Raw genomic sequence first — 24,491 nt, 5'->3', positions numbered from 1 at the left:
TACAGCACTCGGCGCGGTTTGCTCATCGGGAGGGAATTAGGCCACACTGATGTTGTGAAAAACATGGGTGGGGCAGAGCGTACGGAGGGCAGTGCCAGAACCGGTGCTGCCTTGACGCCTGTCGGCCACGAACTGGGATCCGAGACCGGAACCCGGGCACGGGTCGCCCGACTCATCCTCGAGCACGGCCCGATCACCGCCTCCGCTCTGGGTGAGCGGCTCGGGCTGACCCCGGCGGCAATCCGCCGCCACCTCGACAACCTCGTGAGTGAAGGCATGGTCGAGGCCCGCGACGCCCACCCCGTGAGGCGTCGCCGGAGGGGAAGACCCGCCCGTGTCTTTGTGATCACCGGGGCCGGACGCGACGCGTTCGTGCACGGCTACGACGACCTCGCCGCCAGTGCACTGCGCTTCCTCGCGGAGAAGGCAGGACCGCAGGCCGTCGCCGAGTTCGCGCAACGCCAGGTGGCCGAACTCGAACGTCGCTACCGTCCGCTGCTGGCCGACGCACCCCCGCACCAGCGGGTCCGGCTGCTCGCTGAGGCACTGTCGAACGACGGCTACGCCGCCTCGGCGGGGGCAGCCCCGGCCGGAGGGGAGCAGTTGTGCCAGCACCACTGCCCAGTCGCCCACGTGGCGGCTGAATTCCCTGAACTGTGCGACGCAGAAGTCGAGGCTTTTGCCCGACTTCTTGGCACTCCGGTGCGTCGCCTTGCCACCATCGCGCACGGCGATAGCGTCTGCACCACCCACGTCAGCCCTCGTGACATCGGCTCCCTGAGCGCCGAGGCCCGTAGCCAGCGAGGCACGGGCACACCACGCCAAACAGGACGTCCCGTCCAGGAGGATCCGCGTAAATGACGTCTACCGCGCACCCCGAGCTCGAAGGGCTCGGCACTTACGAATACGGCTGGGCCGACCCCGACGTGGCCGGCGCCTCGGCGCGCCGTGGTCTCGACGAAGAGGTCGTCCGCGACATTTCGGCGAAGAAGAACGAGCCGGAGTGGATGCTGGACCTGCGCCTGAAGGCGCTGCGGCTGTTCACCAAGAAGCCGTTGCCGACGTGGGGTGCTGACCTGTCGAGGATCAACTTCGACAACATCAAGTACTTCGTGCGGTCCACGGAGAAGCAGGCCCGCTCGTGGGAAGAGCTTCCCGAAGACATCCGCCGCACCTACGACCGGCTGGGGATTCCTGAGGCGGAGAAGCAGCGCCTCGTCGCCGGGGTGGCAGCCCAGTACGAGTCCGAGGTGGTCTACCACCAGATCCGCGAGGACCTGGAAGCCCAGGGCGTCATCTTCCTGGACACCGACACCGCGCTGAAGGAGCACCCGGACCTGTTCAAGGAGTACTTCGGCACGGTCATCCCGCCCGGCGACAACAAGTTCGCGGCACTGAACACCGCGGTGTGGAGCGGCGGCTCCTTCATCTACGTGCCCAAGAACGTGCACGTGGAGATTCCGCTCCAGGCCTACTTCCGGATCAACACCGAGAACATGGGCCAGTTCGAGCGGACGCTCATCATCGTCGACGAGGGCGCCTACGTCCACTACGTCGAGGGCTGCACCGCGCCGATCTACAAGTCGGAGTCGCTGCACTCGGCGGTCGTCGAGATCATCGTCAAGAAGAACGCCCGCTGCCGCTACACGACCATCCAGAACTGGTCGAACAACGTCTACAACCTGGTCACCAAGCGTGCCGTCGCCTACGAGGGCGCCACCATGGAGTGGATCGACGGCAACATCGGCTCCCAGGTCACCATGAAGTACCCGGCGGTCTACCTCATGGGCGAGCACGCCAAGGGCGAGACCCTGTCCCTCGCGTTCGCGGGTGAGGGCCAGCACCAGGACACCGGTTCCAAGATGGTGCACTGCGCCCCCAACACCTCCTCCACCATCGTCTCCAAGTCGGTGGCGCGCAGCGGCGGCCGTGCCTCCTACCGCGGCCTCGTCCAAGTACAGGAGGGGGCAGAGCGCTCCAAGTCCACGGTCAAGTGCGATGCGCTGCTGATCGACACCATCAGCCGCTCCGACACCTACCCCTACGTCGACGTCCGAGAAGACGACGTCGAGATGGGCCACGAGGCCACCGTCTCCAAGGTGAGCGAGGACCAGCTCTTCTACCTGATGAGCCGGGGCCTGGACGAGGACGAGGCCATGGCGATGATCGTCCGCGGGTTCGTGGAGCCCATCGCCCGCGAGCTGCCCATGGAGTACGCCCTGGAACTGAACCGGCTCATCGAGCTGCAGATGGAAGGAGCGGTCGGCTAACCATGGCCACCCCCAATCTCGGAATCCGGGAACACAGCCACGGCGGCGATCTTCCCGTCTCCAAACTCGTCCACGGGTCCTTCGACCCCAACGACTTCCCCAAGCCCACCGGCCGCGAGGAAGAGTGGCGGTTCACCCCGCTGCGCCGGCTCCGCGGCCTCCACGAAGGGGGCAGCGCCGACGGCGCCGTCGACGTCAAGGTGATCGCCCCGGACGAAGTCACCGTTGAGACGGTGGGCCGCGACGACGCCCGGCTGGGCACCTCGTTCCTGCCCAACGACCGGGTCAGCGCGCTGGCCTACCAGGCGTTCCGCGAAGCTGTCGTCGTGACGGTGCCGAAGAACACCGAGGTCAGTGAACCAGTGTTCCTCACCGTCACCGGAGCCCAGCAGGACCAGGCCCACGGCCACGTGCTCGTTCGGGTGGAATCCGCCGCGTCCGCCACCGTCGTGCTGGAGTACCGGGGCAGCTCGGTGTACGCCGACAACGTCGAATTCGTTGTCGAAGACGGCGGACGGCTCAACGTCGTCAGCCTCCAGGACTGGGACCGCGACGCCGTCCACGTGTCGCATCAGTACACCACGGTCGGTCGGGACGCCAGCTTCCGGAGCATCGTGGTGACGCTCGGCGGTGACCTCGTGCGCCTGTCGCCCAAGGTCTCCTACTCCGGCCCCGGAGGCGACGCCGAACTGTTCGGCCTGTACTTCACAGGCGCAGGACAGCACCACGAGCACCGCTCGCTGGTCGACCACAACGTGTCCCACACGCGCAGCCGGGTCGACTACAAGGGTGCGCTCAGCGGCGAAGACGCCCACGCCGTGTGGATCGGCGACGTGATCATCGGTGAGGGCACTCAGGGCACCGACTCCTACGAGCACAACCGCAACCTCGTGCTCACGGACGGCACCCGAGTAGACTCCGTGCCCAACCTGGAGATCTTCACCGGCGAGGTCGAAGGCGCCGGCCACGCCAGCACCAGCGGGCGTCTGGACGACATCCACCTGTTCTACCTGCAGTCGCGGGGCATCCCCGCCGACGAGGCCCGCCGCCTGGTGATCCGGGGCTTCTTCGCGGAGATCATCGACCGCATCGAAGTCCCCGAACTGCGCGACCGCATCATGGCCGAGGTTGAGGAGAAGCTGGCGCTGCATGAGTAGCGAGGAAACCTACACCAGGGTCTGTGCACTCAGCGACCTCCCCGAAGAAGGCGCACTAGGCGTGGAGGTCAACGGCACTCCCGTGGCGGTAGTGCGCAGCGAGGGCGAGATCTACGCGATCAGCGACCTCTGCTCGCACGCCGAGGTCAACCTCTCCGAGGGAGAAGTGGAAGACGGCACCATCGAGTGCTGGCTGCACGGCTCCTGCTTCGACCTGCGCACCGGCAAACCGCTCAACCCGCCGGCCACCCAGGCGGTCCCCACCTACCGAGTGAAGATCGACGGCGACGACGTACTCGTCTCGCTGGACACCGAGAAGGCGTAAGAAGAGACACTATGACCACATTCGAGATCCGCGGTCTGCGCGCTGACGTCCTCATCAGCGAAGAGGAGCGTCGCGAGATCCTCAAGGGCGTCAACCTGACCATCCGCTCCGGGGAGACCCACGCCATCATGGGCCCCAACGGGTCCGGCAAGTCCACCCTGGCCTACGCCATCGCCGGGCACCCCCGCTACGAGATCACCGACGGCGAGGTGCTGCTCGACGGCGAGAACGTGCTGGAGATGAGCGTCGACGAGCGGGCCCGCGCCGGCGTGTTCCTCGCCATGCAGTACCCGGTCGAGGTTCCCGGCGTGTCCATGTCCAACTTCCTGCGCAGCGCTGTCACCGCGGTGCGCGGCGAGGCCCCCAAGCTGCGGGCGTTCTCCAAGGAACTGCAGGAGGCCATGAAGGGGCTGTCCATCGACCCGTCCTTCGCCGCCCGCGGCGTCAACGAGGGCTTCTCCGGCGGTGAGAAGAAGCGGCACGAGATCCTCCAGCTGGAGCTGCTCAAGCCCAAGGTGGCCATCCTCGACGAGACCGACTCCGGCCTCGACGTCGACGCCCTCAAGATCGTCTCCGAAGGCATCAACCGGGCCAAGGAGGCCAACGACATGGGCGTCATGCTCATCACGCACTACAGCCGCATCCTCAACTACGTGAAGCCCGACTTCGTCCACGTCTTCGCGGACGGCAAGATCGTCGAGTCCGGCGGCATGGACCTTGCTGAGACACTGGAGACTGAGGGTTACGAGCGTTTCGTGAAGGTAGGCGCCTAACCGTGACACGCGAGCTGGATGTCGAGACGATCCGGGCAGACTTCCCGATCCTGTCCCGGACCGTCCGCAATGAGCGTCCGCTGGTGTACCTCGACTCCGGGGCCACATCCCAGAAACCCCGGCAAGTCCTCGACGCCGAGCGGGAGTTCTACGAACGCTATAACGCGGCGGTGCACAGGGGCGCGCACCAGCTCGCGGAGGAGGCCACTGACGCCTATGAGGCGGCCCGGGCCACCATCGCGGCCTTCGTCGGTGCCCCTGCTGACGAAGTGGTGTTCACCAAGAACGCCACAGAAGCGATCAACCTCGTCGCCTACGCCATGAGCAACGCGGTCACCGCGGGCGAGGAATTCTCCCGCTTCGCCGTGAAACCCGGCGACGAGATTGTGGTCACTGAAATGGAGCACCACGCCAACCTGGTGCCCTGGCAGGAGTTGTGCCGCCGCACCGGAGCGACACTGCGCTGGTTCGGGGTTACCGACGAGGGCCGCCTCGACCTGTCCAACTTGGACGACCTCATCAACGAGCGCACCAAGCTCGTGGCGCTCATCCACCAGTCCAACGTGCTGGGCACCGTCAACCCGGTCCAGTTGATCGCGGAGCGGGCGCACGCGGTCGGCGCGCTGGTCCTCGTGGACGGCGCCCAGTCGGTCCCGCACATGCCGGTCAACGTCACCGAGCTGGGCGTGGACTTCCTCGTGTTCTCCGGGCACAAGATGTGCGGCCCCAACGGCATCGGCGTGCTGTGGGGGCGCCGGGAGCTGCTGTGCGCCATGCCGCCGTTCATCACCGGCGGCTCCATGATCGGCACGGTGCACATGGAGCACAGCACGTGGGCCGACCCGCCGCAGCGGTTCGAAGCCGGCGTCCCGATGGCGCCCCAGGCAGTCGGCCTGGCCGCGGCATGCGACTACCTCAACTCCATCGGGATGGACGCCATCGCCGCGCACGAGCACGCTCTCGTGGAATATGCGCTCAAACACATTGGTTCCATCGAGGGTGTACGAATCGTCGGACCGGCCGACGCCGAGGCACGTGGGGGCGCCGTCTCGTTCACCGTTGACGGGATCCACCCCCACGATGTGGGCCAGGTACTGGACGACCTGGGGGTGGCCGTGCGGGTGGGGCACCACTGTGCATGGCCGCTGCACCGCAGGTTTGAGGCGGTAGCCACCACGCGCGCCTCGTTCTACCTGTACAACTCCTTCGCCGACGTGGACGCCCTGGCCGAAGGGATCCGGGAGGCGCAGCGATTCTTCGGCGTGGCCCGAAGCTAGGAAGAGCGTGCCATGAGACTCGACGCGATGTACCAGGAGATCATCCTGGACCACTACCGCAACCCGCACCACAAAGGGCTGCGGGAACCCTTCGACGCCGAGAGCCACCACGTCAACCCCACCTGCGGCGACGAGATCACCCTCCGTGTGCTGCTCAAGCCCGCGGACAAGGAGAGCGACGGCAGCGCCGCGATCGCCGACATCTCCTACGACAGCATGGGCTGCTCCATCAGCCAGGCGAGCGCCTCGGTCATGGCCGACCTGCTCATCGGCAAGACGGTCGACGAGGCGATGGCGATCCTCGACGAGTTCACCGCGCTCATGCAGTCCAAAGGGCAAGGCGAACCCGACGAGGACGTGCTGCAGGACGCGGTGGCTTTCGCTGGGGTGTCGAAGTATCCCGCCCGGGTCAAGTGCGCCCTGCTCGCCTGGATGGCGTGGAAGGACGCGACCGCCAAGTCTCTGGCAACCCAGCGGCAGGAGGAGGCCGTATGAGCACCGGAAACGAGGAGACCACCTCGACGCAGACGCAGACCGCCGAGGTGGACGAAGCGCTGGTGGAGGAGATCACTGACGCGCTCAAGGACGTCATCGACCCTGAGCTCGGCGTCAACGTGGTCGACCTCGGACTGGTCTACGGGGTCAACGTAGACGAGCGCAGCATCGTCATCGACATGACGCTGACCAGCGCGGCCTGTCCGCTCACCGACGTGTTGGAGGAGCAGGTCGCCAGCACGCTGGACGAGTTCGACCGCGACGTCAAGATCAACTGGGTCTGGATGCCGCCGTGGGGGCCGGACAAGATCACTGAGGACGGCCGAGACCAGTTGCGGATGCTCGGTTTCAACGTCTGATCCCGCAACGCATCCTGCCACCACGCCGTACCCGCGCCCGCGGTGTTATGCACCGCGGGCGTTTGCTGTGCCGTGGCGGGGTAGTGCGTGACCGACAGCGCCCAGCGGGCAGGGGAGGGGCGCGGCCGGTCAGGAGGAGGCGGAAACAGCCATGGCGCACCTGGTAGTGCTCGGGGTAGCCGACCGGGACCGGGCCGAACAGGCGCTTGACATCGCCGACGACTTGGCCCGGCGGGAGCTGCTGCGGCTCAAGGATGCCGCCTACGTCTACAAAGACGCCCGGGGCAGGCCCCGCATCCAGCAGACGCTGAACGTGACCGGGGTGGGGGCCGCGGGCGGCGCCCTGTGGGGCACTCTGATCGGGGCGCTGTTCCTCTCCCCGGTGCTGGGGCTCGCAGTGGGGACCGCGATCGGCGCTGTGGCGGGCCGACTCACCGATATCGGTATCGACGACGATCTGATCCGCCAGATCGGACACCAGCTCGACGACGGGCGGGCCGCCGTGTTCCTGCTCGTCCACTCCGAGACACGGGACCGGGTCGTGGAAGCCCTCCGGCCCTTGGAACCCACCGTGCTGGAAACCAGCCTGACCCGGGACGACGAACGGGAACTGATCCGCGCCCTCCACGCCGACGAACCCGAGCCTCCCACAGCCCCAGGGCACGTGTGAGCAGGGCCCGGCACTGGACTGCGCCAGGGCTGGGCAGGCCTCACCCGCGGGACGTGCCCCGCACAGCGGCGGCTAGCCGAGCGCCCTCGGAACAGTCCCTGCCGGAGGCTGCGGCGGGGGACCGGAGTGGGGAACCGATGCGGCAGGCAAGGCCAGACGCAACTGTTCCGCGATGTCGTCGTCCCCGCGCTTGGCCAACAGGTTGAGCAGCTCGGCCGGGGCCCCCGTGAACCCCTCGTCGGTTTCACTGATCCGACGGAAGATGATGTCGAGCGCCTCTTCAGCCGTGGCCGGGGCAGTGTAGCCGGTCAGGCTCAACGCCAAGCCGAGCGGACCGTTGTCCGTGGGAATCGACGAAGCCTGCAACAACCGGGCATCCAACCGGTCGCCGTTGACAGTGATGAACAACCGGTCGCCGGCTTGGGCGCCGAGCCGGCGCAGCAGCGGCCGCAGCGAGTCGAACGCCGCCTGGTCCCGCCAGACCAGGACCAGCAGGTCCGCCCCTGGGCCGGTGAGGCACAGCAGCCGCCCGGGCCGCAACCCCAGGTGCGCCGCATACCCCGGCGGGACAGTGACCGGGGCACCGTTGAGCTGGTCGGAAGTGACGTCGACCCGGTGCCACCACCGTCCGTCGGGGGCCCGGAAGCACCGCGCGGACGTCGCCACGCTCAGCGTGGGTTCGGCGGAGCTCTGCGGTTCGGCCGGCCGCCGGCGAATAGGCAGACCGCTGCTGGTGGTCGCGCCCGGCGCAGCCGAGGGGAACGCGGACGACCCGGCGTATCCCCCCGCCGGTTCGGCGGTGCTCAACGGCACGCTCTCGTCGACCAGTACCCGCCCGTCTTGGATGGTGACCCCCGGGGTGTTCAAAAGCCACGGCCGCAACGCTTGCGGGCGGATGCCGATACCCGCCAGCCGGGACTCCGCCTCGCTGAGCGTGGGCTGGTCGGTGAGGAGACGCCGGGTCTGCTGGCGCAGATGCCCCGGGTCGGTGGCCAGCAGCCAACTGCCTTCCAGCCGCCGGTCCGTGAACAGAGTCATGACGATCTGCCACAGCGGAATCCCCAGCGACGGCACAGTGACCTGGTGGTCGGGGTGCGCGTTGATGAGAGTGTCGAGGGTGCTGGCCACCCCCAACTGGTCGGACACTTCCCGCAGATGCTGCGCCATCGGCGCACCCACCGGGGAGTTGAGCCACTGCAGCAGCCGCTCCTCAACGGTGCGCTGGGCGCTCCGCAGCTCCCGGATGTCCATCTGAAGCTGGTCGGCGAGAAGCCGGATACTGGTCGGCTCCGAGGTGAACAGCCGCTCTGTGGCGATGAGCTGTTCCAACTCGCTCCAGTCACGGCACAACTGGTCGAACAGGTCGACCAGGGGGTGCGCGCCCGGCTCAGGGGTGGACGCGGTGGGAGCGTCCTCTGCGGCAGCGGCCGGTTTCGCCGCCTGCTGGCGCAGCGCCTTCGGCGGCCCGAACGCTGGACGGCGTAGGGTACCGCCGGGGCCCAGCAGCGGGCTGCCGCCGCGACGAGCCAGGAGGGGCGTCGACTCTTTAGAGTCTGCGGAACGGGACGGGGAGGAAGCGGTGGCGGTGTTCTGGGCCGCGGCAAGATCGTGGTCGCGCTGGGCGCGCAGAGCCCGCAGGGTCCGGATCGCGCGAGACGCAGGGGAAGACTGGGCGCTTTTCACCGTGTCAGTGGTGGGCCCCGCAGAGTCAGAGCCCGTGGCCTCGGTCAAGTAGGCCATCGCGTTGCGCACGTGGTCCGGCGCGGAGGCGGGCATCCAGTTCGCGATGGTGCGCACCGCTTCAATGATCAAGGCGGGAGACGGGGCGGGCCCGTTGAGGGGGCCGCTGGTGAAGGGAAGAATCGACTGCCACATCACCGCGCCAACCACCTCGAGCAGGTCGCAGTTGTTGGGGAACTCCCACGACCGCATGGTCTGCGGAGAGGTGTGGATCAGCCGCTCCCAGCTTCCCGCGGTGCTGCGCACCGCACCGCGGATAGGCTCAGCGATGTCGTCTAAATCCACCGTGAGCCCGCGCAAGGTCGGGACGAACTCGCAGATTTCCAGGTGGTCCCACTGCTCTACGGAGAGCCGGGCCAGACAGTGCGCCAGCCAGGTTGGACCGGCGATGTCGAGCACACGAGGCAGGGGAAGCGACCGCCACCAGCTATCCACCAACCGGGGATGCCGCAGCACGGTCGCGGCATCCGGCGACTTACTCCACCGCAAAGCAGGAACGAGGTCGGTGAGGCTGATCGGCGAAACGGCGTTCATCGACGGGGGACCTCGACCTCCTGGGACACGACTCGCTGAATATGCGAGAACGATACAAATGTCCGATCAAGCGCTACACATGACGCTCCTCGGCTGTGGATAAAAGGGCTGGGCAGGCCCTGTCGGCCGGCGCAGCGCACCGGCGAGGCAGGCGCTGGCGCGGCGTGACGGTGCCGATCCCTGCAGATCGTATGGGGGATTAGCGCGTTCTGTGTAGTGCTCAACGGGAAATCCTGAGAGTACCCTAAGAATGCGTCTGTCGGGCAATCTACCCATAAGTCTGGTTAGGGGGGAGTGGGGGTTTCCGCTGCGGGCCTGCCGCACCGGCGGACCACGCCCGCCCCTCCCTCAACCCTCATGGCTGAAAATCGGGAGCCCGCCCAGGAGTCCCCTCGCACCGCGAGAAACGAGCACGGCCGCAGCGCTGCCCACCCGGCACCCAGCGAGCAGAACCGCGCCCCGCCGGACCGCGCCTGCCCACACCTCTTTCCCGGAACGCCCCGCACAGCCTGGGCCGTCCGCTGCTCGACGCCGCGGCATCCTCCGCCACCCGCCTCAACTCGGCGACGGTATGCTTATCTACTCTTAGTACCCCCGCACCTCACCCCGATCATCGACTCGTGACACGGAAGTCGTTGGCGTGCCAGACGTAGTAACCGGCACGCGTTCTGGCCGGATGCCGACAGCGGGCAGAGCGGCGGGGTACAGCCCGGAGGCGGACGCGTCGTCCGGAACAGCATGCCCCACAGGGCGGCCCCGTGTTCCGGTCAGGCGGAGCCCAAAGCGCACCGGTAAAGCCGATGGTGTCCCGGATGCATTGGTGTGCGGTGCTGGATGCCATGGGCTTTCTGCTTGAGCGGTCGCGTCACAATCCGGCACCGAAAGGACCGGGCAGCCTCCTGGATCCGCGTCAGGGCGCGACAACCGCACAAAGACCCGCGAAGCGCCGAAGCTGAAAAGGAGAGGGTCACTTGACCAGCTCGCATAAGGGAATCTCCCCCCTGCGGTCGACACAGGACACCCACGGCTTCGAACAAGGGCCGCTCCACCGCACACCGGCAGCCCAGCCCAGTGTGATCCGGTCGTATGTGGCTATCGGGGACAGCCTCACCGAAGGGCTGGACGACCCGAACCCCGACGGCACCTACCGGGGGTTCGCCGACCGACTCGCCGAGCACCTCAGCACGAAAACACCGGGATTCCGCTACGCCAACCTCGCGGTGCGCGGACGTCGCATCCGCCACATTTTCGGGGAGCAGCTGGAGCAGACCCTGGAATTCGCCCCCGACCTGGTGACCGTGCACGCCGGGGGCAACGATGTGCTGCGGCCCAACACCAACCTCGACCAGCTCGCCCGGCAGTACGAGCGGGGAATCCGCCGACTGCGTGACGCGGGAATCCGGGTGGTCATGCTGTCCGGACACGACACCGGCTGGGTTCCGGTACTGCGGATGTACCGCGGCCGTATCGCCGTGTTCAGCATGCATTTGCGGGCAATCGCCGAACGCAACGGCGTGGAGATTGTGGACTTGTGGGCGCTGGATTCGCTCAACGATCCGCGGGCCTGGAGCGTGGACCGCCTGCACTTCAACTCGATGGGGCACCAGATCGTCGCGGCCCGGATCGCTGACCTGCTCGGCCACCCCATCGGCCCCCGCGAGCTGTGGGCCAACCCCTGGCCCACCCCCTACGTTCCCCTTCCCCGGCCACTGCGCCGCCGGGAGACCCGCCGGTGGGCGGTGCGGTTCCTCGTCCCCTGGCTGGGGCGCAGACTCATGGGCCGGTCCACGGGGGACGGGCGCCTGCCGAAACGGCCGCGGATGACGGAACTCGCGCCCGTCGTCCGCGACGCTGAGGAACACCAACTGGATTAGCGGCACCGCCCCGCTTGCCCCTGGTGGTGGGGACCGCCACCAGGGCGGGGCGTGGTGGCCCCGCCAGACCCGCCAAAGAACCAGGGGAGGGTAGGAGCACAACACCGGGAAACCGTCCCCGCCGACGGCTGTGCCCCGGTCCGGCACAGCACCGGAAGACCACGGCCTAACAGCCGGGACGCTTCTCCGCCCTTCTACGTGCCCCTACGGAACGGAGCGCTTCCCGCTCGCGAGGAGGCGCCGACGCCGCGTCAGCGGGCAGACAGGCCGCGGATGATGTCGCTGATGTGGACCACGCCCCGGCACTGGCCGAACTCGTTGACCGCGATGAGATCGTCGTAGACCCGATCCTGGTCGGTGCCGGCGATCCGCAGCGCAGCCAGTGCGGGGGCCGTAAGCGGAACAGTCCGCGGTGGATCAGCGAGCTTCTGGGCTGGACGCTTCGCGTACAAGGCGTGCCCGTACGGGCCGGTGATCGACAGCAGGAACCGGGCCCGGTCCAAAGCCGCCACGGGACGCTCGCGATGGTCGAGCAGGATCACACTGTTGAGCGCGGAATCGGCGCTGAACGCTTCCAGCACCTCTTCCGAAGTGGCTTCGACCGTCATCGTCACCGCCGGAACCATGAACTCCGACACGCGCAGCCCAGCCCCGGAATCCGGGGCGAGCGGCTCTAAAGACAAGGCGGGAATCTGGGTGACCCGGTCTCCCGGCGCCCAGTCGTCCCCCGCGAACAGGGGCCCTTGCGCCATCCGCACCCCCACAGTGCGCAGCGCCGTCAACTGGGCTATCGACGTCACCCCGGACGCGAGAGGGAACGTTCCTGCCCCACGCGCGATCCGTGTCATGCCGTCCACGATCGCGGCACACTGCTCCTGGTCCGGCAGCCCGGACGTCAACGACCCTTCGATCCGGAACAGGAACGGCGCGGTCTCCACGAGAAGGTCCGGGGAGACCCGCGCAGTGTCGAACGCGTACCGGAACCCCATCTCCCGCACTCGGGCCAACGCAGCAACCAGGTGGTCACGAGGCAGGAAGCACAAATCCGCGTCCACCATGAGCGTGACGTCACGCGGCTGCCGTCCGCTCCGCTGCAGAGTGTCCCGCAGGAACCCGAGCGGTTCCTGGCCCGCCGTCAACAACCGGGCTGGGAAAGGCAGCACCAGGGGAAGAAAACTTTCCCGCGCCGCAGTCTCCCGGGCGACCCGTCCCAGGAGTTCGGTGAGCACGGCGACGTCCGCACCGGACCGCCGGTCAACGGGGACGACGGCCTCAACCGCTAAGACCGCACCAGAGTCCAGGTCGATGATCGGGCGCAAGACCACCGAAAGGGAAGCGGTGGGGAGAACACCCACTCGTGTGTCGTCGGAGAAGCTCGTCTGTGGAGACACGGCACCATGGTCGCCACTCCGACCCTGCACGAGGAGACAGCGAGATGAAAACCAGTTGAATTCTTCGGCTCACGCGACGTGACAGGAGACGAGAAGCCGGGCCGCCTCCCACCCCGCCAGACGCCGGACCCGCGGGGTGCCGCGGACAATCCCAGAAAACAGCAGAGCGCGCCCACCGCGTGGCGGGCGCGCCCAGCACCGGTCAAGGACGGCGGAACGCCAAGGCGATGTTGTGTCCGCCGAAACCGAAAGAGTTGTTCAGCGCAGCCACCGCGGAAGACGGCAGCTCCCGAGGCTTGTCCACCACCACGTCAACCACCACGCCGGGGTCGATCTCCTCAACGTTGATGGTTGCGGGCACCACCCCGTGGTACAGCGCCAAGACGGTGGCCACCGACTCCAACGCACCAGCACCACCCAGCAGGTGGCCGGTCATGGACTTGGTGGAGGTCACCGCGACAGCGTCAGCAGCCGAGTCGCCCAGGGCACTGCGGATCGCCACGGTCTCCGGCACGTCACCCGCCGGCGTGGAAGTGGCGTGCGCGTTGATGTGCGCGATATCGGACGGGCTCAGCCCAGCGTCCGCGATCGCGGCAGAGATCGCACGGGAAGCCCCAGCACCGACCGGGTCAGGCTGCACAATGTCGTAGGCGTCGCAGGTGTATCCGGCTCCCGCGGCCACCGCGTACACGCGGGCCCCGCGGGCCGCAGCGTGCTCAGCCGACTCCAGGATGAGAGTGGCTGCCCCCTCACCCATGACGAAACCGTCCCGGTTGACGTCGAACGGACGCGACGCGCCCTGCGGGTCGTCGTTGCGGGTGGACAAGGCACGCATCGCAGCGAACGCGGCAATGTTCAGCGGGTGGATCGCCGCCTCGCACCCTCCCGCGATCACCACGTCGGCGCGGCCGGAGCGGATCATGTTGATGCCGTCAGCGATGGCCTCCGCACTGGACGCGCAGGCGCTGACCGCGGCGTGAGCCCCCGCCCGGGCAGTGAACTCCAGCGCCACAGCGGCGGCCGGGCTGTTGGGCATGAGCATCGGCACGGTGAACGGGGAGACCCGCTTCCAGCCCTTCTCCCGGAAGATGTCGTACTGGTGGAGGGTGGTCAAGATGCCACCGATACCGCTGGACATCACGACACCCAGACGCAACGGGTCTACTTCAGGGGAGCCCGCGTCGTCCCACGCTTCCCGCGCGGTGATCAACGCCAACTGCTGGGTCCGGTCCAGGCGGCGCAGTCGGTGGCGTTCCAGCTTCTCGGACGGCTCCTCAGCGAGGAGGCCCGCGAAGTGCACCGGGAGCTTCTCATGCCACTCCTCGGGCAGGGAAGTGATGCCGGATCGACCTTCGAGCAGCGCCGACCAGGTCGTGGCGACGTCACCTCCCAGAGGACTGCTCGCTCCAAGGCCGGTGACGACGACTTCGCGGTTACTCATGGTCGATCGCCCTTCTCGTCGAAATGGTCGGTGCGCTGTGGTCCCGCGGTGTGCGGGCGGCCCGGGCATAGTCCCGGACGACACTCAGCGTGCCCGCCGACGGCTGCGGCGTCGGCGGGCCGACGGCTCAGCTCCGTTACTTCTGGATGTAGTTGATGACGTCCTGAACCGTCTTCAGGTCCTTGAGCTGGTCGTCGGGGATCTCCACGCCGAACTTGTCCTGTGCGGCGACGGCGATCTCGACCATCGACAGCGAGTCGATGTCGAGGTCGTCCACGAAGCTCTTCTCCGGGGTGACCTCGGCCGCGGGGACACCGGCGATCTCGTCGATGATTTCGGCGAGACCGTCCAGGATCTCCTTTTCCGAGTAGGCCATGTCAGGTTTCTCCTTACGTTCTCTCCTGCCGTGAGGCGGAGCCGCACGACGACTTCGGTGTGCTGCAAACGGAGCCGGGCACCGCGTCACGGAAGGCGCAGGACCTGTGCCGCATAGGTGAGACCAGCTCCGAAACCCAAAGTGAGCACGGTGCTGCCCGAGGGGAGCTCGCCGCGTCCGATCATGCGCGACAAGGCGAGCGGGATGGAAGCCGACGAGGTGTTCCCCGCGGTGACGATATCGCGCGCGATGATCGCTTGAGGCGCGCCCAGCTTACGGGCAATGGCCTCCACAATGCGCAGGTTCGCCTGGTGCGGGACGAAGGCAGTCAACTCTTCGGGGGCCACCCCGGCCCGTTCCAAGGCCTCCAACGCCACCGGGTACAGCTCGGTGGTCGTCCACCGGAAGACCGTCTGACCCTCCTGGTAGATGTACTTGTGGTCCCGCAGGTAGATCTTGTCGGCCCGGTCCCCGGCGCTCCCCCACACCACGGGGCCGATCCCCGGCTCGTCCGACGCCGACACCACGGCCGCGCCCGCACCGTCCGCGAAAATCACACAGGTGGACCGGTCATCCCAGTCAACCCAGTCGGAAAGCTTCTCCGCGCCGATCACCAGCGCGTTGCGCGCCGAACCCCCGCGCACCGCATCGTTGGCGACCGACAGCGCGTAGCAGAACCCGGCACAAGCCGCGTTGACGTCGAACGCCCCCGGCGCGGGGATACCGAGCCGCGCGGCCACGCTCGCAGACGTGTTAGGGATCTGGTCGCGCTGCGTGCAGGTCGCCACGATCACCAGGTCGATGTCGTCCGGCGCCAAACCGCTGGCAGCCAGCGCCTTGCCGCCGGCAGCGACCGCCATGTCGGTGACGCTCTCCTCCGGGGAAGCGATCCGGCGTTCGGCGATACCCACCCGGCTGCGGATCCACTCATCAGAAGTGTCGACGCGCTTCGCCAAGTCGTCGTTGGTGACGACGTTGGCGGGCTGGTACTCGCCGAAAGCGACGACACATGCTCCGGGGACGGACTGGGAGGTTTTCATCACGCTTGCCCTTCCAGGTCGGTGGAGGTCGCACCCGCGTGGTCCGCGACGAGTGTGCGTGCCCGGTCCAGGTCCTCGGGAGACTTGATGGCGAGCAGTTCCACACCGCGCAGCGCTCGCTTGGCGAGATTAGTCAGCGTGCCTGCGGGCGGCAGCTCCATCAGTGCGGTGACACCGAGATCAGCGAGGGTAGCGGTACAGGCGTCCCACCGAACCGGGGAGCTGATCTGCGACACGAGACGGGACAGGTACTCCGAGCCGGAGGTGACCACTGCGCCGTCACGGTTGGACAACAGCCGAGTACGAGGATCAGCGGGCGTGAGGGTGGCTGCCAGGGCCTCCACGCGCTTCACTGCGGGAGCCATGTGGTGGGTGTGGAAAGCACCGGCAACCGCGAGAGGACGCAGCCGTGCCCGGGCAGGGGGAGCAGCCGCCAACGCCTCCAACTGTTCAAGAGTCCCGGCGGCCACGATCTGCCCCGAACCGTTGTCGTTAGCGGGAGTCAGACCCGCTGCTTTGATCGCGGCGAGGACTTCGTCCCGATCGCCGCCCAGCACCGCAGTCATTCCCGTCGGGGTGACCGCGGACGCTTCAGCCATCCCCCGGCCCCGCTCCGCAACGAGCAGCAGCGCATCCCGGGGCGTCAGAGCACCGGCAACCGCGGCCGCAGTGAATTCGCCGACACTGTGCCCGGCCACCACATCGGCTGATGCGGCGGCGGACTCAAGGTCGCCGAACAACGCGATCGCTGCCGCAATGCCCGCGCTCACCAGCAGCGGCTGGGCTACCGCGGTGTCCCGGATCTCTTCAGCGTCAGCGGTGGTGCCGTAGCGGACGAGGTCGAGCCCGACCACATCCGACCATTCAGCGAACCGCTCCGCCATTCCGGGGAGTTCAAGCCACGCGGAGAGGAAACCGGGTACCTGGGCGCCTTGGCCCGGAGCGACGATTGCAAGCACAGCATCAACCTTGCCCTGAAGAACAACACCAGCTTGATGGGGACAGGCACGAACTTCACGGTGAGCCCTTTGTGGAGACTGCACATATCCCCGCAGAGAAGTATTCCCCCGCCGTCTCCGCAGCGCCCCCTGGGGAGCACGGAACCCCACTGTACGGCTGTCCTGCCGTGAAGTGTCACCCTAGAAGGGTGACCGATTCCCCTGATGCGTCCCCGCACGACGACGCCGTACGCGCAGAGACCGTGCGCCGACTGGAACGCGCCATGGGCGCCCTGGGCACGGCCGCAGTAGCCCAGATGGAACAGCGGCTGTCATGGTTCCGCTCCATGTCCGCGGAAGACCGCTCCTGGGTGGGCCTCGTCGCCCAGTCAGGGGTCGCGGCTTTCGTCGACTGGTTCAAAAACCCGCACCGGGGCCGCCCCGCGATCGCCGTGGAAGTGTTCGGCACGGCGCCGCGGGAACTCATCCGCTCAGTGTCGCTGCAGCAGACCGTGGAAATGGTGCGGGTCGTCATCGACGTGGTGGAGAGCCGGGTCTCCGAACTCGCTGCCCCCGGCGGCGAACAGCAGTTGCGCGAAGCCATGCTCCGCTACAGCCGGGAAGTGGCGTTCAGCACGGCCCGCATCTACGCCCGAGCCGCAGAAGCCAGAGGAGCCTGGGATGCCCGGCTGGAAGCGCTGATCGTCGACGCCCTGCTGCACGGCAACCGCGAAGAAGGCCTCCAGACGTGGGGTGCCTCCCTCGGCTGGTCGCGCATCCCCGTCATCGCGATCGCGGGCCTCCTCGGCGACCAAGACGCCGAAGAAACCCTGGAAGACCTGCGCTCCCATGCCCGTCGGGCAGGACATGACGTGCTCGCAGGCGTCCAAGGCGACCGTGTCGTCGTCGTTGTAGGCGTCAACGAGAAGAACGCTTCCGACCCCATGGGCGCGGCCACACCACTAGCGGGACTGTTCGGCCCGGGACCGGTCGTGGTGGGACCCCCCGTCTACGACTTGAGCGCCGCCAACCAGTCGGCCCGCGCCGCTGTGGACGGGCTGCGCGCCGCCCCCGGCTGGCCGGACGCGCCCCGGCCGGTCGCTGCCGAGGACCTGCTGCCCGAACGGGCACTGAACGGGGACCCGGCCGCGCGGCGCACCCTCATCGAAGAGGTGTACCAGCCGCTGCGGGACGCGGGCACCCCCCTGCTGGACACCCTGTCGGTCTACCTGGAGCACGCCTCGTCCCTGGAGTCCACCGCGCGGATGCTGTTCGTCCACCCCAACACGGTGCGCTACCGGCTCAGCAGAGTGGCGGAGCTCACCGGCTACGTCCCCACCGACGGCCGCGGATCGTTCGTGCTGCGGGTAGCGCTGACCCTCGGCCGGCTCGCCGACACCCCGTAAACCGGCCACCCGTGCCAAAAGAGGGCGCCTTAAGCCGCGGAAGAAGAACAGAAAGTCCCGGGAGCGGCACTTCTTGTGAGGTGACAGCGCCCCACAGTCCAAGAAAACCAGATAACGTGAACGATGGGGTCCCTAAAAAATTAGGGGTCCGCTTCTCTCCGTACCGCGGCCACGGTTCTCGGCCCTACTTCAGGGACGTGTCAACCGGTTGGTGGGACGGTAAGCGCGTGAAGAGGGGAGTGGTGACGACGTCCATGTTGAGACGGTTGCGCACTCGCGTCATAGAGTACGTCCAGGAACCTACAGCCGCAGGCCAGATTAGACGGCGGGTCCTGTTCCACGTTCCGCTCCCGATCCTCCTGCTAGGGCCGCTCGCCTTAATGGTGGATGGCCGGTGGTCAGCGCCCGGCTGGACGATTCTCCTTTCCGTATCGGTTGCCGTCGGCGCGCTACTGCTGGCATATTTTGCCCAGCCCACACCTCTTCCCGCCGGCGTTTCCCCAGAAACGTCGGTGCGCCGTTCCTTGTACCGCTTTCGCCAGATCTCCACTGTACGCATCGGACTGGCGATGACACCCATTGTGATGGGTGCGGCCGCATCGATTACCGGCGATGGTCTTTTCCCGTATGTGGCCGCCCTACTGCTGTCCTGGCCGCAACTGCTCCTCGCGCTTCCCGGCTACTTCACCGTCTCCCGCGCACGGCGGGCGATGGAAGCCTGGGGCGCGAAAGCGTACTTGTGGGCAGCACTCGCCCAGCCTGCCCGAGTCGAATGGCCGCTGATCACCTGGTGGCTTGACTGGCGGCGAGCCCGCTTGGCAGGCAAGGAGGCAGCGACGTCCACGGGGGACACCGACCGGACCGGACGTACGGAGAAGGACGACAAGGAAACAGTGGAGGAAGACCCGGCCATCCCCGGTGTGCCTCCGCGGCTGGCTCCGCCGCGCCCGCACACACCGGTGGAAGCGGTGGTCCCCGGATTCACCAGCGGGTCCAGGAGTATCACCGCGAAGAGCGGTCCGAACTCCACCCAGCCGCTGCAACTCCAGTTGCTGCGGCTGCGGTCCAACACCCGTCCCAAGACCCGGAGCCGTCGCGACGAGCAGCGGCAGAAAGCTAAAAACTAACCTGGAACAGACAACCCCCTCTTTCGGGAGGATGACTCCCGCAGCGTCGGCCCCGGCACACCTGCCGGGGCCGACGGACAGGAACACCGATGCACATCGATCTCAACTCCGACCTCGGTGAGAGCTTCGGCCGTTGGGAACTCGGCGACGACGAAGCACTGCTCTCCGTGGTGACGAGCGCCAACGTCGCCTGCGGCTTCCACGCCGGAGACCCTCTCGTCCTCCGCCGGGTCTGCGAACAAGCGGCCCGCCGGGGCGTCGTCATCGGAGCCCAAGTGGGCTACCGCGACCTCGTCGGATTCGGCCGCCGGTTCATCGAAGTAAGCCCCGACGAGCTGGTCAACGACGTCATCTACCAGATCGGTGCGCTCGACGCGCTCGCCCGGGTCGCCGGGGAACGGGTCCGCTACGTCAAACCCCACGGCGCGCTCTACAACGCGATCGTCCACCACGAAGACCAAGCCCGCGCCGTCGTCGAAGCAGTACGCCTCTACGACCCCGACCTGGCAGTCCTGGGACTCCCCGGATCCCTGTGGCTGACCTTGGCGGAAAAAGCCGGGCTACGCGTAGTCCGCGAAGCGTTCGCGGACCGCGCCTACACCCCCGAAGGCACCCTGGTGCCGCGCCGCCACCCCGGAGCGGTCCTGCACTCCCCGGAAGAAATCGCGGAACGCTGCCTGCGGATCGCCAACGGCGACCCCATCCCCGCCATCGACGGCACCCCGATCCGGATCACCGCCGACTCCCTCTGCGTCCACGGCGACACCCCCGACGCGGTCCGAGTCGCCGAACAGGTCGCGCAGCGGCTCAGCAACGCAGGCATCAACCTCAAAGCGTTCGCCCACCACAGGTGAGGACCCACGGTGATGCGCATCCTCGAATACGGTGACGCCGGACTCCTCATCGAAGTCGACGACCTGGACACGGTCATGGCGTTGCACGCCGCGCTCGCCGAACACCCCCTGCCCGGCGTCGAGGACGTCGTCCCCGCCGCCCGCACCATCCTGCTGCGGCTCACCCCCGGAACCGACCGGACCCGAATCAGGCAAGCCGTACGCGACTTGCCGCTGCGACCCGCCGCAGCCCACCCGGTCGGAGAAGTGGAAATTCCCGTCTGCTACAACGGCGCAGACCTGGCCGACATCGCGGCAACCACCGGGTTGAGCGAGACCGAAGTGGTCGCCGCCCACACCGCCGCCACCTGGATCGTGGCGTTCTGCGGTTTCGCCCCCGGTTTCGGCTACCTCGTCGGCGACGACCCCCGGCTGCGGGTCCCCCGCCGCGCCGAGTCCCGCACCCGCGTACCCGCGGGATCAGTCGCCCTCGCCGACGGTTTCACCGGCATCTACCCACGCAGCTCCCCAGGAGGATGGCAGTTGCTGGGCCGCACCGACGTCGCGGTCTGGAACCTCGACCGGGACCCGCCGGGACTGCTCCGCCCCGGAACACGAGTGAAATTCGTCCCCGTGTAACCAGCGCCCAACCCGACAAGCAGGGGAGAGGAGGAGCCGATGCCAGCGCTGGAAGTGCTCGAAACCGGGGTGCTCACCACCGTGCAGGACGCAGGCCGGGTCGGCCACGCCCTCCTCGGAGTGGGACGCTCCGGGGCCGCCGACCCCGTCTCCTACGCGCTGGCGAACCGGCTTGTCGCCAACCCGCCCCGCGCTGCCGCCCTCGAAGTCACCTTCGGCGGGCTGCGATGCCGCGCCCACGGAGCCATGACCGTAGCAGTCACCGGGGCACCAGGACCGGTAAGCGTGGACGGCCGCGCCGCCGCCATGAACACGGTGATACACCTCCGCGACGGATCCGAACTGCGGATAGGCACCCCGGAACGCGGACTGCGCAGCTATGTGGCGGTCCGCGGCGGGCTCGACACACCCCCCGTGCTGGGATCCCGCAGCACGGACACACTGGCCGGCCTCGGCCCCCAACAGGTGACCCCGGGCACCGTGCTGCCAGTGGGGCCGCCACCCCAGGACCTTCCCGTAGTGGACGCCGCCCCAGACACCGTCTTCCCCCGCGACGAGGTCGAACTGCGCGTCATGCTGGGACCGCGCGACGACTGGTTCACCGAAGACGCAATCCGCACCCTGCTCACCAGCGACTACGTGGTCAGCAGCCGAACCGACCGGGTAGGGGCACGCCTGCTAGGGCCGCCGCTGCCCCGCTCCCGCCTGGGAGAACTGCCCAGCGAAGGGATCGTCCCCGGAGCACTGCAGATCCCGCACCACGGCGACCCCGTGCTCTTCCTCGCCGACCACCCCGTCACCGGCGGCTACCCGGTGATCGCCGTAGTCGTCTCCGCAGACCTGCGCTGGGCCGCCCAGGCCCGCCCCGGCACCCGGCTCCGGTTCCGCGCCGTGGGATGACCCCGGTCTTTCCTCGTCCGCTCAACGCGGCGTGAGACGGTAAGCGGCCAGCTCCGCAACCGGAGGACGACGCTCAGGCTGGGTGACAGCCCGCGCAAGCGTACGGGGCACAGGAGAGTGCTCCCAACGCACCGTGGCAGACCGGCCGTCCAGCACAAGGGTGGCCAAAGCGTTGTCATACCAGGGCCCGCCGTCGAGACGCCACGTCACCGCGGGCGCGCGCACACCGGCTGAAGCGGCCAGAAGACGGCAGCTAAGCCCGGTGACCGCCCGAGCCGACAGCCACGTCATCCGCCGCAACGCAGGCGGCAGCCAGTTACACAGCGGAGAACAGACTAGTTGCGCAATCACCGTGTCCGTGGCATAGCCGCGAAGCCGGGCCCGAGCCAGATAGGAAAAGTGCACATCCCCGCCGAGGAACAGCACACTCGCCGGAGGCCTCCCCCGCCGCCCAGTCGCAACCTCCGCCACCGCCGCAATAACCGAAGCGAAAGAACGCTGGAACGCGGCCCAATGCTCCAAATCCAATGCCTGGCGCAGCCGCTCCCCCGGCCCGCGAAACCATTCCCCCCACGCGCCCGCACACACCGCCTCATTCCACGCCTCCAGATAGTGCACCCCCTTAGGCAGGAGAAACGGCAGTGTGCTAGCCACGATCAAGTGGTCCACGTCCCCGGTCAGCGACTCGTCCAACCACGGCTCCCCGACCGGGCCGAGCATGGACCGTGCCCGGTCGTCAGCGACATCCCGGCCGCACCGCGTATCCACCATGAGCACGCGGCTGCGCCCGAACGTGTGCGCATGACTCCACCGGTAGGCGCCAGGGTCAAGGTGCGCCTGCCACGCAAACTCGTCCAACGCCGCGCCCCCGCCGCCGCTGCACAACGCCTGCCACACCGGGTCAGCGGTGCGCTCGTCCGGGGAAAGGTTGCCCGCATGCTGGTAGATCCAGTAGGCGCCCAACCCGGAAGTGATGCGGTGCCGCCACCACGGGTTCTCGGCGATCTCCTGCCGCCAGCGGCCAGAGGTGTTCCAGTCGCCGCGGATGTCATGGTCGTCGAAGAGCATCAAAGTGGGCACAGTGGACAGCAGCCACCGCACATCCGGGTCGCTCCACGACTGCCGGTACAGTTCCGCATACTCGTCAAAGAACACGACCTCGTCGTCGGGCGGATGCGGCAAGTCCCCGCCATGGCGGGAGCGCCGCTCCGCCACATAGTCCCGCATCGGCTGCTGGATCTCATCGGCATACACCTGATCACCGATGAGCAGCAACGCGGTCGGCTCCTCCGCGGCAACCCCGGAAGCAGCACGGCGGGCTTCCGCCAACCGCAGCGCATAGGCACGGAGCACATCCGCCCCATAGCGGGCGACCGCGGCCGGACCGTGATCGGTAGGGGTCCGGCAGGAGCCGAAAAGCAGCCGCTGCGGAGCCGCGGGATCCAAAGTACGCACCAGGCTCGGCGGATGCGACGAGCCAGCAGGCGGCCAGACAGGCACACCGTCCACTGCCACGCGGTAGGGCACCGCCCGCCCCGAGGCAAGACCGGTGAGGTCGCAGAGCGCGTAATGGTGCCCGTGCACCTGGAAAGTGTCGGAGCTCACTGACCGGTCGCCAGCAGTCACCGTGACCGTGCCAGCAGCCTCGGTTTCCACCCAGATCGTGGCGCTCGTCTCGGTCACGTGACGCAGTATCGGGCCGAGCCGTAATCCGTTTCCCACTCTCGCTCTCCGCTGTAGTCCCGCCGCGGACAGTCAGGGCCGCTGGCGTGAGTATTGTCGCTTTCCTCGGAACAAGCCAGCCCACCCATGCTGTTGACATTGAAAAATTGGAGAAACTGGTGCAACGAGTTTGGAACCGGTCCGAATGTGGGTAACCGTTGCCGCATGCGGACCACTGTGCTCGAGTTACACACCGGGACGACAGAGAGCGTTACCGACATCACCCCGCAATGCGCCACGTTCGTCGCGGAAACCGGTGGAGACGGGCTGCTCAACGTGTTCGTTCCCCACTCCACTGCCGGGGTGGCGGTGATGGAACTAGGGTCCCGTTCCGACGAAGACCTCCTCGCCAGCCTGCGGGACCTGCTGCCCCCCGACGACCGCTGGCGACACAAGCACGGGACGCTCGGCCACGGCCGCTCCCACGTGATGCCAGCCCTGATCGCCCCCTACGCCACGATCCCCGTGGTTTCCGGGAAACTCGCCTTGGGGACGTGGCAATCTATCGCCATCGTTGACCTGAACGTCGACAATCCCGATCGTCAGGTGAGGCTGTCGTTCTTGACGAGTCCCTCTGACGGGGCAGGATGGTAGAAGCAGAGCACAGTTGACAAACACGCGTTGACGAACCAGGCACCCAACGTGTGAACTTAGCCAGCAACGGCGGGATCACCCCGGAAACGGGACCAGTCGCGGCCGTGCCCGTGACAGCGGGCACCACCCATAACGGAGGAGGACTTTTCGTGAGCGCGACCGCGGGCCAGGCACAGAGCGAGCGCAGCCTGGCCGAACGACTCGGATTCAAACCGGGTCAGGTGGTGCAGGAGTTCGGATACGACGACGACGTGGACGAGCAGCTCCGCCGGTCGATCGCTGCAGTGACCGGCAACGAGCTGGTGGATGAGGACTATCCCGACGTCGTGGACGCGGCACTGCTGTGGTGGCGCGCCGACGAGGAGGACGACCTCACCGACGTGCTCGTAGATGTGTCCGCCACGATCGAAGGAGGCGGCAGCATCCTGGTGCTGACGCCCAAGGCGGGCAGAGAGGGACACGTCTCGCCTAACGACGTCTCGGAGGCGGCCACGACCGCGGGACTGTCCCAGACCAGTGCGGTGAGCGCAGGCCCCGACTGGTCGGGGACCCGTCTCGTCCTTCCCAAGCGCTGACGATTCCGTGCTCTTCTCCGACACCGCGGACGTCG

The 24,491-nt window shown here is 67.7% G+C and carries 24 protein-coding genes; 17 read left to right on the top strand and 7 right to left on the bottom strand.

Translation table 11 applies throughout. The features are described 5' to 3' along the window. Positions 1-63: 63 nt before the first annotated feature. The 9 genes from CW348_RS12390 (at position 64) to CW348_RS12350 (ending at position 7,326) form a co-directional block, all read left to right on the top strand. Positions 64-861 (top strand): metalloregulator ArsR/SmtB family transcription factor, encoded by a 798-nt coding sequence (locus CW348_RS12390; RefSeq protein WP_011292411.1) that lies wholly within the window; start codon positions 64-66, stop codon positions 859-861. Then, a complete protein-coding gene (sufB, locus tag CW348_RS12385) occupies positions 858-2,270 on the top strand; it encodes a Fe-S cluster assembly protein SufB (protein ID WP_011292410.1) in 1,413 nt (470 codons plus the stop codon). Before CW348_RS12390 ends, sufB begins: the two co-directional genes overlap by 4 nt. A gap of 2 nt (positions 2,271-2,272) precedes the next feature. After that, complete coding sequence (gene sufD / locus CW348_RS12380; protein ID WP_011292409.1) at positions 2,273-3,427, top strand: Fe-S cluster assembly protein SufD; 1,155 nt, start codon at positions 2,273-2,275, stop codon at positions 3,425-3,427. Beyond that, on the top strand, positions 3,420-3,752 hold the full coding sequence (locus CW348_RS12375) for a non-heme iron oxygenase ferredoxin subunit (protein ID WP_011292408.1): 333 nt from the start codon (positions 3,420-3,422) through the stop codon (positions 3,750-3,752). The genes sufD and CW348_RS12375 overlap by 8 nt, the downstream gene beginning before the upstream one ends. An 11-nt stretch (positions 3,753-3,763) precedes the next feature. Further along, positions 3,764-4,525: a Fe-S cluster assembly ATPase SufC gene (sufC, locus tag CW348_RS12370; protein WP_011292407.1), complete on the top strand. Its 762-nt coding sequence runs from the start codon at positions 3,764-3,766 to the stop codon at positions 4,523-4,525. 2 nt (positions 4,526-4,527) lie between these two features. Further along, on the top strand, positions 4,528-5,802 hold the full coding sequence (locus tag CW348_RS12365; protein ID WP_011292406.1) for a cysteine desulfurase: 1,275 nt from the start codon (positions 4,528-4,530) through the stop codon (positions 5,800-5,802). Between the two features lie 12 nt (positions 5,803-5,814). Continuing rightward, positions 5,815-6,297: a Fe-S cluster assembly sulfur transfer protein SufU gene (sufU, locus tag CW348_RS12360; protein ID WP_011292405.1), complete on the top strand. Its 483-nt coding sequence runs from the start codon at positions 5,815-5,817 to the stop codon at positions 6,295-6,297. Further along, positions 6,294-6,656: a metal-sulfur cluster assembly factor gene (locus CW348_RS12355; RefSeq protein ID WP_011292404.1), complete on the top strand. Its 363-nt coding sequence runs from the start codon at positions 6,294-6,296 to the stop codon at positions 6,654-6,656. The genes sufU and CW348_RS12355 overlap by 4 nt, the downstream gene beginning before the upstream one ends. 151 nt (positions 6,657-6,807) lie before the next feature. Continuing rightward, positions 6,808-7,326 carry a DUF1269 domain-containing protein gene (locus CW348_RS12350; RefSeq protein ID WP_011292403.1) on the top strand — a complete coding sequence of 173 codons (519 nt, stop codon included), beginning with the start codon at positions 6,808-6,810 and terminating at the stop codon, positions 7,324-7,326. Positions 7,327-7,398: 72 nt separating this feature from the next. Here CW348_RS12350 and CW348_RS12345 read toward each other — a convergent pair whose 3' ends face one another. Further along, positions 7,399-9,600, bottom strand: a complete 2,202-nt coding sequence (locus CW348_RS12345; RefSeq protein WP_104613080.1) for a hypothetical protein — start codon at positions 9,598-9,600, stop codon at positions 7,399-7,401. A gap of 1,088 nt (positions 9,601-10,688) precedes the next feature. On the opposite strand from CW348_RS12345, the gene CW348_RS12340 reads away from it, so the two are divergent. Then, positions 10,689-11,474 (top strand): SGNH/GDSL hydrolase family protein, encoded by a 786-nt coding sequence (locus CW348_RS12340; RefSeq protein ID WP_238569754.1) that lies wholly within the window; start codon positions 10,689-10,691, stop codon positions 11,472-11,474. Positions 11,475-11,725: 251 nt separating this feature from the next. On the opposite strand, the gene CW348_RS12335 is transcribed toward CW348_RS12340, so the two are convergent. The 5 genes from CW348_RS12335 to CW348_RS12315 form a co-directional block, all read right to left on the bottom strand. Next, the gene (locus CW348_RS12335; RefSeq protein WP_038043902.1) at positions 11,726-12,865 is read right to left on the bottom strand and encodes an EAL domain-containing protein; all 1,140 of its coding nucleotides are present in this window, start codon (positions 12,863-12,865) and stop codon (positions 11,726-11,728) included. 202 nt (positions 12,866-13,067) lie between these two features. Beyond that, complete coding sequence (locus CW348_RS12330; RefSeq protein ID WP_011292399.1) at positions 13,068-14,306, bottom strand: beta-ketoacyl synthase; 1,239 nt, start codon at positions 14,304-14,306, stop codon at positions 13,068-13,070. Positions 14,307-14,442: 136 nt separating this feature from the next. Next, positions 14,443-14,682 carry an acyl carrier protein gene (locus CW348_RS12325; RefSeq protein WP_011292398.1) on the bottom strand — a complete coding sequence of 80 codons (240 nt, stop codon included), beginning with the start codon at positions 14,680-14,682 and terminating at the stop codon, positions 14,443-14,445. An 86-nt stretch (positions 14,683-14,768) separates the two neighbouring features. Next, the gene (locus tag CW348_RS12320; RefSeq protein WP_011292397.1) at positions 14,769-15,722 is read right to left on the bottom strand and encodes a beta-ketoacyl-ACP synthase III; all 954 of its coding nucleotides are present in this window, start codon (positions 15,720-15,722) and stop codon (positions 14,769-14,771) included. After that, positions 15,722-16,681, bottom strand: coding sequence for an ACP S-malonyltransferase (locus CW348_RS12315; protein WP_011292396.1), 960 nt, complete (start codon positions 16,679-16,681; stop codon positions 15,722-15,724). The genes CW348_RS12320 and CW348_RS12315 overlap by 1 nt, the downstream gene beginning before the upstream one ends. 188 nt (positions 16,682-16,869) lie before the next feature. On the opposite strand from CW348_RS12315, the gene CW348_RS12310 reads away from it, so the two are divergent. The 5 genes from CW348_RS12310 (at position 16,870) to CW348_RS12290 (ending at position 21,565) form a co-directional block, all read left to right on the top strand. Further along, positions 16,870-18,066: a CdaR family transcriptional regulator gene (locus tag CW348_RS12310; protein ID WP_041428127.1), complete on the top strand. Its 1,197-nt coding sequence runs from the start codon at positions 16,870-16,872 to the stop codon at positions 18,064-18,066. 569 nt (positions 18,067-18,635) lie between these two features. After that, positions 18,636-19,193 carry a hypothetical protein gene (locus tag CW348_RS12305; RefSeq protein WP_146088124.1) on the top strand — a complete coding sequence of 186 codons (558 nt, stop codon included), beginning with the start codon at positions 18,636-18,638 and terminating at the stop codon, positions 19,191-19,193. An 89-nt stretch (positions 19,194-19,282) separates the two neighbouring features. Next, positions 19,283-20,047, top strand: a complete 765-nt coding sequence (locus CW348_RS12300; protein WP_011292393.1) for a LamB/YcsF family protein — start codon at positions 19,283-19,285, stop codon at positions 20,045-20,047. A 12-nt stretch (positions 20,048-20,059) separates the two neighbouring features. Continuing rightward, positions 20,060-20,665 carry an allophanate hydrolase subunit 1 gene (locus tag CW348_RS12295; protein ID WP_011292392.1) on the top strand — a complete coding sequence of 202 codons (606 nt, stop codon included), beginning with the start codon at positions 20,060-20,062 and terminating at the stop codon, positions 20,663-20,665. 39 nt (positions 20,666-20,704) lie between these two features. After that, entirely contained in the window at positions 20,705-21,565 is an 861-nt protein-coding gene (locus CW348_RS12290) for a biotin-dependent carboxyltransferase family protein (protein ID WP_011292391.1), read from the top strand. 21 nt (positions 21,566-21,586) lie between these two features. Here CW348_RS12290 and CW348_RS12285 read toward each other — a convergent pair whose 3' ends face one another. Then, the gene (locus CW348_RS12285; protein ID WP_016188917.1) at positions 21,587-23,287 is read right to left on the bottom strand and encodes an alkaline phosphatase D family protein; all 1,701 of its coding nucleotides are present in this window, start codon (positions 23,285-23,287) and stop codon (positions 21,587-21,589) included. Positions 23,288-23,452: 165 nt separating this feature from the next. Here CW348_RS12285 and CW348_RS12280 point away from each other — a divergent pair, with 165 nt between their 5' ends. Beyond that, entirely contained in the window at positions 23,453-23,881 is a 429-nt protein-coding gene (locus CW348_RS12280; RefSeq protein WP_011292389.1) for a secondary thiamine-phosphate synthase enzyme YjbQ, read from the top strand. 149 nt (positions 23,882-24,030) lie between these two features. Further along, a complete protein-coding gene (locus CW348_RS12275; RefSeq protein WP_016188916.1) occupies positions 24,031-24,456 on the top strand; it encodes a DUF3052 domain-containing protein in 426 nt (141 codons plus the stop codon). Positions 24,457-24,491: the final 35 nt, after the last annotated feature.

This window comes from Thermobifida sp., assembly GCF_017577275.1.
Classification (GTDB): Bacteria; Actinomycetota; Actinomycetes; order Streptosporangiales; family Streptosporangiaceae; genus Thermobifida; species Thermobifida fusca.
The sequence above is the reverse complement of the archived record's forward strand: the minus strand, read 5'-3'. Positions and strand labels throughout refer to the sequence as shown.

Excerpts from the sequence above, each read along its gene's own strand:
- CW348_RS12330 (WP_011292399.1), bottom strand. The coding sequence starts at position 14,306 with ATGAGTAACCGCGAAGTCGTCGTCACCGGCCTTGGAGCGAGCAGTCCT.
- CW348_RS12350 (WP_011292403.1), top strand. The coding sequence starts at position 6,808 with ATGGCGCACCTGGTAGTGCTCGGGGTAGCCGACCGGGACCGGGCCGAA.
- CW348_RS12290 (WP_011292391.1), top strand. The coding sequence starts at position 20,705 with ATGCCAGCGCTGGAAGTGCTCGAAACCGGGGTGCTCACCACCGTGCAG.
- CW348_RS12305 (WP_146088124.1), top strand. The coding sequence starts at position 18,636 with ATGACACCCATTGTGATGGGTGCGGCCGCATCGATTACCGGCGATGGT.
- CW348_RS12320 (WP_011292397.1), bottom strand. The coding sequence starts at position 15,722 with ATGAAAACCTCCCAGTCCGTCCCCGGAGCATGTGTCGTCGCTTTCGGC.
- sufD (WP_011292409.1), top strand. The coding sequence starts at position 2,273 with ATGGCCACCCCCAATCTCGGAATCCGGGAACACAGCCACGGCGGCGAT.
- sufU (WP_011292405.1), top strand. The coding sequence starts at position 5,815 with ATGAGACTCGACGCGATGTACCAGGAGATCATCCTGGACCACTACCGC.
- CW348_RS12375 (WP_011292408.1), top strand. The coding sequence starts at position 3,420 with ATGAGTAGCGAGGAAACCTACACCAGGGTCTGTGCACTCAGCGACCTC.
- CW348_RS12300 (WP_011292393.1), top strand. The coding sequence starts at position 19,283 with ATGCACATCGATCTCAACTCCGACCTCGGTGAGAGCTTCGGCCGTTGG.
- CW348_RS12390 (WP_011292411.1), top strand. The coding sequence starts at position 64 with ATGGGTGGGGCAGAGCGTACGGAGGGCAGTGCCAGAACCGGTGCTGCC.
- CW348_RS12280 (WP_011292389.1), top strand. The coding sequence starts at position 23,453 with ATGCGGACCACTGTGCTCGAGTTACACACCGGGACGACAGAGAGCGTT.
- CW348_RS12295 (WP_011292392.1), top strand. The coding sequence starts at position 20,060 with ATGCGCATCCTCGAATACGGTGACGCCGGACTCCTCATCGAAGTCGAC.
- CW348_RS12345 (WP_104613080.1), bottom strand. The coding sequence starts at position 9,600 with ATGAACGCCGTTTCGCCGATCAGCCTCACCGACCTCGTTCCTGCTTTG.
- CW348_RS12325 (WP_011292398.1), bottom strand. The coding sequence starts at position 14,682 with ATGGCCTACTCGGAAAAGGAGATCCTGGACGGTCTCGCCGAAATCATC.
- sufB (WP_011292410.1), top strand. The coding sequence starts at position 858 with ATGACGTCTACCGCGCACCCCGAGCTCGAAGGGCTCGGCACTTACGAA.
- CW348_RS12355 (WP_011292404.1), top strand. The coding sequence starts at position 6,294 with ATGAGCACCGGAAACGAGGAGACCACCTCGACGCAGACGCAGACCGCC.
- sufC (WP_011292407.1), top strand. The coding sequence starts at position 3,764 with ATGACCACATTCGAGATCCGCGGTCTGCGCGCTGACGTCCTCATCAGC.